We start from the raw sequence: 12,277 nt of genomic DNA on the forward strand, positions 1-12,277 counted from the left end.
CCGGGGAACTGCGCGCCGGGCCGACGAGCGGCCTCGCCGCGCAGGCCGCGGCGGTCGTCATGCTCAAGGCCGAGGGCGTCGACGTCGTCGCGGCCGGCGACACCGCGCCGGAGCCGTGGGACAGCGAGCCGGCCGGTCACACCGACGGATGCGCGGCCGCCCCGGTCAGCGTGTCGCAGTGGGCGGACCCCGAGCACGGCCGCTACGTCAAGATGGTCACCCGGGGCGGCATCCTCACGGGCTTCGTCTGCGTCGGGATGCCGCGCACGGCCGCCGAACTCACCCTGCTGTTCGAGCGCGGCAGCGAACTGCCGGCCGACCGTTCGGTGCTGCTGCGCTTCGACGGGCCGGACGACGTCCCCGGCGCGGGCGGAGACGCCTTCGCGCCGGACGCGACGGTGTGCTGGTGCAACGGGGTCAGCGTCGGCGCGATCGCGGACGCGGCCGCCGCCGGCAACTCCACGGTCGCCTGCATCGGCGCGGCCACCAGGGCGGGCACCGGCTGCGGCGGCTGCAAGGCCCGGATCGGCGAGGTCCTCGACCGCGTCATCGTGCCGGCGACGCCGTAGCGGCGAAGTCTGCGTTGAGTTGCGGAGAAAACACCTCCGCGAGCACGCCGGGGGTGTGTGAAGTCTCGATACAGATTGGACACGCCGGGGGCGCCGTGTCCGCAACTCAATCGCAACCGATCACGGATGCGTGATTATGGTGGAGGCATGCGCGCAGACGACACCATCGGCCGGGACCCGCTCCGCTCCCTGTTCTCTGACCGCCTCGGCCGGCTGAGCATCCGCAGCGGCCAGCTCATCGTGGTCCTGGCGCTCGGCTGGATCGTGCTGTTCGCGCTCGTGCAGGTGAAGCTCGTGGTCATCCCGCTGCTGGTGGCGCTCATCCTGGCGGCGGCGCTCCGCCCGGTCGTCGACTGGCTGCTCCGCCTTGGGGTGCCGGCGATCCTCGCCACCTGGATCACCCTGCTCGCGGGGGTGGTCGTGCTCGGCGGGATCGTCACCCTGATCGTGTTCGCGGTGCGCAACCAGTGGGCCGCGCTGGCGACCGCGGCCTCCGAAGGGCTCGACGAACTGCAGGCGTTCCTCGTCGACGGACCCTTGTCGCTCGACGCGGCCCAGTTCGAGGCGGCCAGGGCTGCCCTGGTGGACTTCGTGACCAGCAGCCAGTTCGGCACCGGTGCGATCGCCGGGGTCTCCGCGGCCGCTGAGGTGCTGACCGGCATCCTGCTGGTTCTGGTGATTGTGTTCTTCTTCCTCAAGGACGGCCCGGCCATCTGGGCGTTCGCCCTCCGCCCGCTTGCCGGCGCCCGCCTCGAGCGGGCCAACCGGATCGGTGCCATCGCCCCGAAGGTGCTCGGCGACTACGTGCGAGGAATCGCGATCATCGCCCTGTTCGACGGCGTCGCCATCGGCGCAGGGCTGGCGATCCTGCAGGTGCCGCTGGCGCTGCCGCTGGCCGTGATCGTGTTCCTCACCGCGTTCGTTCCGCTGATCGGAGCGACTGTCGCGGGCATCCTCGCCGCCCTCGTCGCGCTCGTGGCGAACGGCCCGGTCGTCGCCCTGATCGTGGTGGCAATCGTGATCCTGGTCAACCAGCTCGAGGGTGACCTGCTGAACCCGTTCGTGATGGCGCAGTCCCTGAGACTGCATCCGCTGGTGATCCTCGTCGCGCTCACCGCGGGCACGATCCTCGGCGGGATCGCGGGGGCCGTGCTCGCGGTGCCGCTCGTCGCGGTCACCTGGTCGATGGTGAAGGTGTGGGACGGTCCGGACGAGTCGCTGACCCGACGGGCGCCGTTGCCGTTCCGCCGGAAACGGGCCGGCGCATGACGGGTCGGCGCACGACGGGCCGGCGCACGACAACCTGGGCCGAGGGCCAGGCCGCCTTTGCCGCCGCCGCGCGCTGGTTCGCCGCCACCGTCGCCACGATCGACACCGAGTGGGAGCGGCCCGCGCTAGGCGACTGGACCGTGCGCGACCTCGTCGGGCACACCAGCCGGGCGCTGCTGACCGTGGAAGCATACCTCGGGCCGGATGCCGGGCCGGGTGCGGGGCCGGATGCCGGGCTGGATGCCGGGGCGACGGTGGCCTCGCCCGCTGCCTACTACGGCCTCGCGATGGCCTCGCTGGGGGAGCCCTCGGCCGTGGCCGCGCGCGGACATGATGCCGGGCTGGCGCTCGGCCCCGATCCGGCCGGCATGGTCGAGATCATCGCCCGCCGGGTGCTCGCCCAGGTCGCCGCGGCGGACCCGGAAGCCCGGGTGGAAACCCCCGTCGGCGGCATGCGCCTGGCCGACTACCTGCCCACCCGCACCTTCGAACTCACGGTGCACACCTGCGACCTGGCCGCGGCCCTCGGCGTGCCGGCTGCGGCCCTCGGCGTGCCGGCTGCGGCCCTCGGCGTGCCGGTCTCGGTTCCGGATGCCGCGGCATCCGCCTGCCTGCGCCTGCTCGCCGACCTCGCGGTCGAGAAGGGCCTCGCGGCGACCCTGCTGCTCGCCGCCACCGGCCGCGGCCCTCTGCCGGCCGGCTTCACGGTGCTCTGACATCCTCGCGGCGCACCTTTGGGAAGCGGGCGCACCGTGGACCGCGCGCCCGCTTCCCAAAGGTGCGCCATGAGCGTGATGGCGTCGAGAACATGCGCCACGGGTGAGCCGCGAGAGGGCGAGCCGGATGCCGCGCGGGGAGCCGGGGCATCCGCGACTCTGCTAAACTCGGTGGGTTGCCGTTTGACGGCCGCGGATCAAGAGAGCTCAGGCATTCGGCCCCGGGCACCGCGCAGTGAGAGAAAGGGGATCCCATCTATGGCACTCGAAGCCAATGCTAAGAAGGCGATCATCGAAAAGTACGCTACCCACCCAGGCGACACGGGTTCCCCCGAAGTTCAGATTGCCATGCTCACGCAACGCATCCTGGACCTCACGGAGCACCTCAAGGAGCACAAGCACGACCACCACTCGCGTCGTGGCCTGCTTCTCATGGTTGGTCAGCGTCGCCGTCTGCTCGGCTACCTGTCCGACATCGACATCAGCCGCTACCGCAAGCTGATCGAGAGCCTCGGACTGCGCCGCTAAGGCACTTTTCGAAGACAACGCGAACTTCTTGCTCGCAAGAGCGTCGAAACGGGTCGTCACCTTCGGGTGGCGGCCCGTTTTCTGTGCCCGGTGGCGGCTCCGGGCGGGCCCGGCACCCGGACGGGGGCAGTGGGGCCGTAGCATGGACCGGTACCCAACTGAACGGACACCACCCTGCTATGAGCCTCTGGCGAACGAAAAGCATCGAGGCCTCGATGGCCGACTCCCACGAAGAGGGCCACAGCCTCAAGCGAACGCTGGGCACCTGGGATCTCATGATCATGGGCGTCGCCGTCGCGGTCGGTGCAGGCATCTTCTCGGTCGGCGCGAAGGCGGCCGGCAGTTACGCCGGACCATCCGTCACTCTCGGTTTCCTGCTCGCCGCGATCACCTGCGCCCTGGCGATCATGTGCTACGCCGAGTTCGCCTCCGCCGTGCCGGTCGCCGGCTCGGCCTACACGTTCACCTATGCCACCCTCGGCGAGCTACTCGCCTGGATCATCGGCTGGGACCTCATCCTCGAGATGCTCACGGCCGGCGCCGTGATCGCCAAGTACTGGGGCATCTACCTGAGCGAGGTCTTCGAGCTGGCGAACTGGGATGTCCCCGCCACCATCTCGGTGTTCGGCCTGCAGGTGAGCTGGGGAGCCTTCGTGATCGTCGCGATCTTCACGACTCTGCTCGTGGTCGGCACCAAACTATCCGCGCGGGTCGCCAGCGTCTTCACCATCCTCAAGGTTGCGATCGTGCTGTTCGTGATCGTCGTCGGCGCGTTCTTCATCAAGCCGGAGAATTACACGCCGTTCATCCCCGAGGCCGTGCCGAGCACGGGCGGCGACGGCGACGTCTGGATGCAGTCCCTCTTCTCCTTCATGACCGGCGCGCAGCCCGCCCAATACGGGATCTTCGGCCTGCTGGCCGGTGCATCCCTGGTCTTCTTCGCGTTCATCGGCTTCGACGTCGTCGCGACCAGCGCCGAAGAGGTCAAGAACCCGCAGAAGACCCTGCCGCGTGGCATCTTCGCCGGCCTGGCCATCGTCACCGTGCTCTACCTCGGGGTCAGCCTCGTGCTCACCGGCATGGTGCCGTACACCGTGCTGGCCGAGGACCCGAACGCCTCCCTGGCCACGGCCTTCGTCGCCGTCGGTGCCGGCTGGGCCGCCCAGGTCATCTCCATCGGCATCCTGGTAGGCCTCACCACTGTGATCATGGTGCTGCTGCTCGGCCTGTCCCGGGTACTCTTCGCGATGAGCCGCGACGGACTGCTGCCGCGCTCGCTCAGCGTGACGTCCTTGAAGCGCGGGACTCCCGCCCGGATTCAGATCATCACCGGCGCGGCCGTGGCGCTCATCGCCGGGTTCACCGACGTGGGCGTGCTCGAGGAGATGATCAACATCGGCACGCTCTCCGCCTTCGTGCTGGTCAGCATCGCCGTGATCGTGCTCCGCAAGACCCGGCCCGACCTCAAGCGGGCCTTCTCGGTGCCGTTCTCGCCCTACCTGCCGATCCTCTCCGCCGTGCTCTGCTTCTGGCTGATGCTCAACCTCACCACGCTCACCTGGGTGCGGTTCGCGGTCTGGCTCGCGATCGGACTCGCCGTGTACTTCGCCTACGGCCGCCGCCACTCGGTCATCGGCATCGAAGCGAAGCGTGTCTACGACGCCACCATCCGCGAGGAAGCCATCGCCGAGGACGAGGCGATCCGCCGCCCCTAGCCTCGCCCAGGAGCGCCCGGCAGCGGCGAGGATGCGCCGCGACGCTCCGGGGCGCCGCGGGTGCGCGGGTGCGCCGGGTGCGCCGGTTGACGCCGGATGCCGGTGCGGAGGCCCGGAGGCCACCTCACCGGCATCGGCGTGTTCCCGGCTGGTTCCCCTACAGCCGGTACAGTCTGGCCTCCCAGGGCCGCAGCGCGGCGTCGGCGACGGCGACGTCCGGGTAGTTGCCGAGGACGAGCTCCGCGCCGGACACGTCGACCGGGAGCGGGGCGTCTAGCGGGGCATCCGACGCGTTCGCGACGACGAGCAGCGTCTCGTCGCCGAGGGTGCGGGTGAACGCGTAGAGCCGGTCGTGCTCCGGCTCGAGCAGCGTGAACCTGCCGAGCGCGACGACGGCGCTCTCGTGGCGGAGGGCGATCAGGCGCTGGTAGAACCGGAACACGCTCCGCTCCGCTGCCCGGTCGGCCGCCGCGTTGATCTCCGGGTGGTTCGGGTTGACCGGGAGCCAGGGCGTGCCGGTGGTGAAGCCGGCCTGCTCCGTCGCATCCCACTGCATCGGCGTGCGTGCGTTGTCCCGGCTCATGGTCTGCACCCCCGCGAGCACGCTCCCCGGGTCCAGGTCGAACTCGTCCACGGCCTCGCGGTAGTGGTTGAGCGACTCGAGGTCGCGGTAGTCGTCGATCGAGTCGAACCGCACGTTGGTCATGCCGATCTCCTCGCCCTGGTAGATGTAGGGCGTGCCGCGGTGCAGGTGCAGCACCAGGCCCCACAGCGTCGCCGACTCGTATCGGAAGTCGGTGTCGTTGCCGAACCGGGAGACGAGCCGGGGCTGGTCGTGGTTGTTGAGGTAGAGGCTGTTCCAGCCGGTCTCGGCCAGGCCGTCCTGCCAGTGGGCGAGGTTCTTCTTCAGCGCCGGCAGGCTGCGGGGGAGCACGTCGAACTTGTGCGCGCCCTGGTCGAGGCCGACGTGCTCGAACTGGAAGACCATGTCGACCTCGCCGTGGGCCGGATCGGTGAAGAGCACGGCGTCGTCGGTGTCCACGCCCGGCATCTCGCCGACCGTGAGGTGCTCGCCGGTCCTCCCGCCGAAGACGGCCGCGTGCATTTCCTGCAGGTAGTCGTGGATCTGCGGGCCCATCGGGGAACCGCCGCCGGTCGCCGGCGCCGGGCCGTCGATCAGCTCGGCCTGCTTGGCGATGAAGTTGATCACGTCCATCCGGAAGCCGTCCACGCCGCGGTCCAGCCACCAGTTCATCATCGAGTAGACGGCCCGCCGCACCTCGGGGTTCTCCCAGTTGAGATCGGGCTGCTGCCTGGCGAAGAGGTGCAGGTAGTACTCGCCGGTCTGCTCGTCGAGGGTCCAGGCCGGACCGCTGAATGCGCTGCCCCAGCCGTTCGGCGGGCCGCCGTCGGCCCGGGGCTTCCGCCACCAGTACCAGTCGCGCTTCGGGTTGGTCGGCGAGGAGCGCGACTCCCGGAACCAGGCGTGCTCGTCGCTGGTGTGGTTGACCACGAGGTCCATCACGATCTTGATGCCGCGCTCGTGTGCCTCGGCCAGGAGCAGGTCGAACTCGGCCAGGCTGCCGAACACGGGCTCGATCTCCTGGTAGTCGCTGATGTCGTAGCCGTTGTCGTGCTGCGGCGACGGGTACACGGGGGAGAGCCAGAGGGCATCCACCCCCAACTCGGCCAGATAGTCGAGCTTCGAACGGATGCCGCCGAGGTCGCCGATGCCGTCCCCGTCGGAGTCGGCGAAACTGCGCGGATAGACCTGGTAGACCACGGCGCGGGTCCACCACGGGGCGTCGGTCGCAGCGACGGCGGTCGGGGTGGCGGGGTTGGTGCTCGTCATTTGATGGATCCTCTCATCACGCCGGTGCGACGCCGGTGCCTCCGGTTCGCAAACCGGGGAGTGCTGCAGCGTTGCCTGCATTCTTTCTACTCCAAAAAGAATCGGGCTGTCAACTTCGATTTTTCATCGGAAAGGCCACCCGATTCCCTTCGATTGTGTCAATATGAAACAAATAGCCGAGGGTTACGGAAAATGACGGGCGGGAAGAGAGACCCATGTCCGCAGAGACGGCAAGAGTGACGGATGCCGCGACCTCCCTGAGCGGATCGTCCCGCGAGCTCGCCAGGGCCGTGCTCATCCACGGGCCGATCGCCCGCAGCGAGCTCGGCCGGCGCCTCGGCCTCTCGCCGGCCAGCCTCACCCGGCTGAGCAAGCCGTTCCTCGATCACGGACTGTTCGTCGAGGCCGCCGAAGACCACGACGGCACCGTCGGGCGCCCGGCGAGGCCGCTCGACGTGCGGGTGGACGCGAGCCGGTTCATCGGGGTGAAACTCACCGGCGACGACGTCTTCGGCGTGCGCACCGACCTGCGCGCGAACGAACTCGCCGCGGCCGAGCGGCCGCTGGCCGGCCACTCACTCGAGGAGGTCGTGCGGCAGATCGCCGCGGTCGTGCGCGAACTCGAGGGGCCCGACGGGGTGTCGGCGCTGGGCGTGTGCGTGGGCGGCTCCGTCGCCGGGGCGCGGGTGGTGCGGCGTGCCCCGTTCCTGGACTGGCACGACGTCGACCTCGCCGGGGCGCTCGAGGCCGTCCTCGGGGTGCCGGTCACGATCGAGAACGACGTGGTGGCGCTCACCGCGGCCGAACAGTGGTTCGGCGCCGGCCGCGGGGCGCCGAACTTCGCGGTGCTCACGATCGGTGTCGGTGTCGGCTACGGACTGGTCGTGAACGACCGCGTGATCGTCACACCCGACAGCGGCCTTGGCCTGGCTGGGCACATCCCGCTCGACGCCAACGGCCCGGTCTGCCCCGAGGGGCACCGCGGATGCTCGCGGGCGATGCTCACGAGTTCGAGCGTCTGCGGCCAGGTCGGCATCGCCCTCGGCCGGGAGATCGACTACCCGGAGGTGCTCCGGCTCGCGGCGGCGGGGAACCCGGCCGCGGCATCCGTGGTGCTCGCGACCGGGCGGGCGCTCGGCCGGATGATCGCCGTGATCGCCAACATCGCCATGCTCGACACGATCGTGCTCGCCGGCGAGGGAATCGGGCTCTGGCCGCTCGTCGCCGGCGAGGCCACCGCGGCGGCCAACCGCGACCGCGACCGCGATGCCGCACCGCTCCGCATCATCGTCGACGACGCCGGGGTGTCTTCCTGGGCCCGCGGCGCCGCGGCCGTGGCGATCCAGGCCTCGCTCGACCGACTGGCCCTGCCGCAGTAGCGTCGACCACCGGTGATTGAGCCTGTCGAAATCAGGTCGATCGGGTCTCGACAAGCTCGACCACCGGGGCGGGCTCGACCACCGGGGCGGGCTCGATCACCGGGGCGGGCTCGACCACCGGGGCGGGCTCGACCACCGGTGATTGAGCCTGTCGAAATCAGGTCGATCGGGTCTCGACAAGCTCGACCACCGGGGCGGGCTCGACCACCGGTGATTGAGCCTGTCGAAATCAGGTCGAGCGGCTGGAATAGGATCGTGCCCACGACGGTTGTCCACGATACCTATGCACACGCATGGAGATTGAGAGGCTGGAAATGCAGTTCGGAATCTTCACGGTCGGCGACCTGACCACCAACCCCACGACCGGCCACACCCCCACCGAGCACGAGCGGATCACGGCGATGGTCGCGATCGCGGTCAAGGCCGAAGAGGTCGGGCTTGACGTCTTCGCGGCCGGGGAGCACCACAACCCGCCGTTCGTGCCGTCCTCGCCGACGACCCTGCTCGGTTACATCGCGGCGAAGACCGAGCGCATCATCCTGTCGACGGCGACGACCCTGATCACGACCAACGACCCGGTGAAGATCGCCGAGGACTTCGCGATGCTGCAGCATGTCTCAGACGGCCGGGTCGACCTCATGCTCGGGCGCGGCAACACCGGCCCGGTCTACCCGTGGTTCGGCCAGGACATCCGAGCGGGCATCCCGCTCGCGCTCGAGAACTACGCGCTGCTCCGCCGGCTGTGGCGCGAGGACATCGTCGACTGGGAGGGTCAGTTCCGCACGCCCCTGCAGGGCTTCACCGCCACCCCGCGCCCGCTCGACGGCGTGCCGCCTTTCGTCTGGCACGGCAGCATCCGCAGCCCCGAAATCGCCGAACAGGCCGCCTACTACGGTGACGGCTTCTTCGCCAACAACATCTTCTGGCCCAAGGAGCACTACCAGACACTGATCGGCCTCTACCGGGCCAGGTTCGAGCACTACGGCCACGGCGCCGCCGACCAGGCCATCGTCGGCCTCGGCGGCCAGGTCTTCATGCGCGCGAAGTCGCAGGACGCCGTCGACGAGTTCCGCCCGTACTTCGACAACGCCCCGGTCTACGGCCACGGGCCGAGCCTGGAGGATTTCACCGAGCAGACCCCGCTCACCGTCGGCAGCCCGCAGCAGATCATCGACCGGTATGCCGGGATGCGCGACTTCTTCGGCGACTACCAGCGCCAGCTGTTCCTGATGGACCACGCCGGCCTGCCGCTGAAGACCGTGCTCGAGCAGCTCGACATCCTCGGCGGCGAGGTCGTGCCGGTGCTGCGCAAGGAACTCGCCAAGAACCGTCCGGCGCACGTGCCGGATGCCCCGACCCACGCGAGCCTGACGGCCGCCGTATCCGCCGCCGGTCACGCCGCCGACCCGGCTCCGGCACCCGTGAGGGCGCGCCTCGGCTGACGCGCTCGTGGCGCAGGTTTGGGAAGCGGGCAGGTGTTTTACCGTGCGCCGGTCTCTCAAACCTGAGCCGCGAGCTTCCCGCCGTCGAGTTCCGATCGTCGGTCGAGAACAACGGACGACCGCACCTTCATCCGGGCGTTCCAGGCCCTCGACACCGCCATCGTCAACCCGTGGTTCATGGTGACCTCGTTCGGCGGGGCGCTGGGCTCCGTCGGCGGGTTCGCGTTGCGCCCGAATGGGCACCCTGCCCCGTGACGATTCGGCTCAGCTCCTCGGTTTCGTACCCGAGAGTCGAACCGTCATCGACGTGCCGTTCTGCTTGACGACCTCGATCTTCACCCCCGCGTTCGCGACCTTCACTCCCTGGCCGATGGCCGCGATTCCCTCCCAGTTCTTCGTGTCGTCGAACACCGGCTGCCCAGCCTGCCCGCGGATGTAGGACGGCGTGCTGTTCAGGTTGAGGGTGAACGAGTCCGCCCTGGTCAGGCTGAACGGTGCGTCGTACAGCTGGATCCGGTTTCTCCATGGTGCCCCGCTGACAGTGGTGAGGGGCTGGGGATGAGCGTCGACATACAGGTTCCGCCCTGCCCCTGGATGCACGCTGACATTGTTGTCCGACTGGGAGGTGTCCCAGTACGAGATCATCAGGCCCTGCTGGTACGCGAAGTGCTCCACGAAGTCAGGCTTCGTGTTCGCGAAACCGAAGTTGTACGGTCCCGTCTCGAGGTAGCGGTCATAGCCGACGTACGAGCGATTGCCGGCGATGTAGTAGTTGTCGTACTCCGCCGTTTCGACACCCGTGGTGCGGATGAAGCCGCCCGCCGTCCAGCCCGGATCGAGCGTCTCCGCCCCATCCGAGAAGAGAACGGTCGATCCGGCGGCGATGCTCACGTCGTCGATGAAGATGCCCGACGGCAGGCTCGCATCGGTTCCCTGGGCCGCACCGTCGGTCACGTAGCTGAAACGCAGGTTGACCGTCTTGCCGGCGAAGGCCGACAGATCGAAGCCGGCGGGCTGCCAGCCGTCGCTGAGGCCGTCGATGCCGTTGCCCTCCGCCGCGTTCGCGATGGAACCGGGAGCAGCCTTCCAGCCCGTGCCGTCGTCCACTTCGACGTAGGCGTAGTCGCACGGGTCCGGTCCGCAGTCCTCGATGTTCCAGTTGGCCTGGAAGGTGAGGGTCGCCGGGCCGGTCGGGAGGGCCACGCTGCGAGCGAGGGTCTGGTTCAGATCGTCGCCCTGGCCGCTCCACCACTCGTACGAACCGGCCGCCGGAGTGACGAGCGTGTTGGTGACGACCTTCTTGGGAAGCACGACGACCGCGGCCTGCGTCCTGGCCGAGTTGTACTCCTCCGGGCCGAGCTGGACGGTCTTCTTCTCACCCGCGAGCACGACCTCGTAGTCGAGCCAGCCGAGCTGCAGCTTCTCCCAGGCGCCGATGTCGCCCGGCTTCTCGCCGAGCGCCTGGCCTGCCGCCCCGAGCCGGCTCTGCGACATCAGGGTCCACCACTCGTTGTTGTTGCTCGGGCCGCCCGCGGTGTCGTAGTCGTCCGGAAGCCCCAGGTCGTGGCCGTACTCGTGGGCGAACACGCTCAGTCCGCCGTTCTCCGGCTGGATGGTGTAGTCACCGACCCACAGTCCGGTGTCGGCGATCTCGGTGCCGCCGAGCAGATTGTCGGCCGGGCCCGACTGGCCGGCCTGGGTGAAGTAGGCGTACCAGCGGTGGCTCCAGATGGCATCCTCGCCCTGGGAGGGGTCAGCGTCGGCCTGGTCGCCGCCCGCGTGCACGACCTGGAAGTGGTCGATGTACCCGTCAGGCTCGTTGAAGTCGCCGTCGAGGTCGAAGTCGTAGCGATCCCACAGGTCGTAGGTGGCCAGCGTCTCCTTGATTTGAGCATCCGTCTGGCCCGCGGCCTTCTGGTCGGCAACCCACTGGTTGACGCCGTCTCGCACCAGGTCCCAGGTGTTGCTGCAGACATTCGAGGCACAGGGGAAGCCGTCCGAGCGGCCGTAGCGGGCCTCGTTGAAGGGAACCTTCACCCAATCCGACACCTGACCGTCCACGCTGTAGCGGCCGGACGACTGAGCCTCGTAGTAGGTCTTGAGCGATTCGACGCCCGCGCCGGCGCCGAAGTACAGGCCCTGGAAGTAGTCCGAGCCGTAGTCGGCCTGCCAGACGGTGCTGTTGTCGACCGAACGATCCGGCTGCGGGATCGCGTTGTGCAGCGGGCCGGTGAACACCGACGGCCCCGGGGTCGTGGGGTCGGTGTCCTGGTCGGGATACGCCGGGTCCCGCTGGTCGCCGAACTCCGTCAGGATCACGAAGATCTTGTCGGTCTTCTCCCGGGCGATCTCGACGAATCTGTCCTGCTTCTTGCCCTCGCGAGCCTTTCCGGGGAGCCGGACAACCGTGCTCCCCTCGCTCTTGGTCGCGGTGGCCTCACCCTTGAGGACCTGCTGCACCGCTTCCTCGCGGAGCGCCCGGCGCTTGTCCTCGGCGGGGTTGGGCAGATCGTCGGACCTGGCTGCCGCGATGGAAGTGTCCGCCGGGGGTTCGGCCGAAGGCAGGGACGCTGCCGCGGCGAGCGGGATCCCTCCCACGAGGCCGGCGGCGACGAGCGCCGCTCCAGCAATGGTCGAGACGAGTGTGGACATTCTTCGGCTGGGCTTTTGGCTCATGAACTGGTCCTTTTCGTGGTGGAACACGGTGAAACCGTGCCTCGAAATTGCGCAGTGGCCCCAACCTAGCGTCCGGTTCGCCCCTCAAACGGGGGCTGTATGTAACGGTTCGATCACGGGGCTCGCTGCCG

General features: G+C 69.0%; 9 protein-coding genes. 7 read left to right on the top strand and 2 right to left on the bottom strand.

Annotated elements, in window-relative coordinates:
- From E3T48_RS16090 to E3T48_RS16110, 5 genes are all read left to right on the top strand, one after another.
- On the top strand, window positions 1–569 hold a 569-nt coding region (locus E3T48_RS16090), incomplete at its 5' end, for a (2Fe-2S)-binding protein (RefSeq protein ID WP_174844195.1).
- A 147-nt stretch (window positions 570–716) separates the two neighbouring features.
- Window positions 717–1,838, top strand: a complete 1,122-nt coding sequence (locus tag E3T48_RS16095; RefSeq protein WP_166789777.1) for an AI-2E family transporter — start codon at window positions 717–719, stop codon at window positions 1,836–1,838.
- Window positions 1,835–2,554: a maleylpyruvate isomerase N-terminal domain-containing protein gene (locus tag E3T48_RS16100; protein WP_134525044.1), complete on the top strand. Its 720-nt coding sequence runs from the start codon at window positions 1,835–1,837 to the stop codon at window positions 2,552–2,554. The genes E3T48_RS16095 and E3T48_RS16100 overlap by 4 nt, the downstream gene beginning before the upstream one ends.
- 258 nt (window positions 2,555–2,812) lie before the next feature.
- Window positions 2,813–3,082, top strand: coding sequence for a 30S ribosomal protein S15 (rpsO, locus tag E3T48_RS16105; protein WP_134510745.1), 270 nt, complete (start codon window positions 2,813–2,815; stop codon window positions 3,080–3,082).
- A 179-nt stretch (window positions 3,083–3,261) separates the two neighbouring features.
- On the top strand, window positions 3,262–4,797 hold the full coding sequence (locus E3T48_RS16110) for an amino acid permease (RefSeq protein WP_134525029.1): 1,536 nt from the start codon (window positions 3,262–3,264) through the stop codon (window positions 4,795–4,797).
- A 157-nt stretch (window positions 4,798–4,954) separates the two neighbouring features.
- Here the strand turns inward: E3T48_RS16110 and E3T48_RS16115 are convergent, their stop codons facing one another.
- Window positions 4,955–6,649: a glycoside hydrolase family 13 protein gene (locus E3T48_RS16115; RefSeq protein ID WP_134525030.1), complete on the bottom strand. Its 1,695-nt coding sequence runs from the start codon at window positions 6,647–6,649 to the stop codon at window positions 4,955–4,957.
- A gap of 215 nt (window positions 6,650–6,864) precedes the next feature.
- Here E3T48_RS16115 and E3T48_RS16120 point away from each other — a divergent pair, with 215 nt between their 5' ends.
- Window positions 6,865–8,028: an ROK family transcriptional regulator gene (locus tag E3T48_RS16120; protein ID WP_134525031.1), complete on the top strand. Its 1,164-nt coding sequence runs from the start codon at window positions 6,865–6,867 to the stop codon at window positions 8,026–8,028.
- 314 nt (window positions 8,029–8,342) lie between these two features.
- Window positions 8,343–9,470 carry an LLM class flavin-dependent oxidoreductase gene (locus E3T48_RS16130; protein WP_134525045.1) on the top strand — a complete coding sequence of 376 codons (1,128 nt, stop codon included), beginning with the start codon at window positions 8,343–8,345 and terminating at the stop codon, window positions 9,468–9,470.
- 264 nt (window positions 9,471–9,734) lie between these two features.
- Here E3T48_RS16130 and E3T48_RS16140 read toward each other — a convergent pair whose 3' ends face one another.
- Window positions 9,735–12,146 carry an immune inhibitor A domain-containing protein gene (locus E3T48_RS16140; protein ID WP_241986883.1) on the bottom strand — a complete coding sequence of 804 codons (2,412 nt, stop codon included), beginning with the start codon at window positions 12,144–12,146 and terminating at the stop codon, window positions 9,735–9,737.
- Window positions 12,147–12,277: the final 131 nt, after the last annotated feature.

The sequence above is a fragment of the Cryobacterium fucosi genome (genome assembly GCF_004403515.1).
In the GTDB taxonomy this organism is placed as follows: domain Bacteria; phylum Actinomycetota; class Actinomycetes; order Actinomycetales; family Microbacteriaceae; genus Cryobacterium; species Cryobacterium fucosi.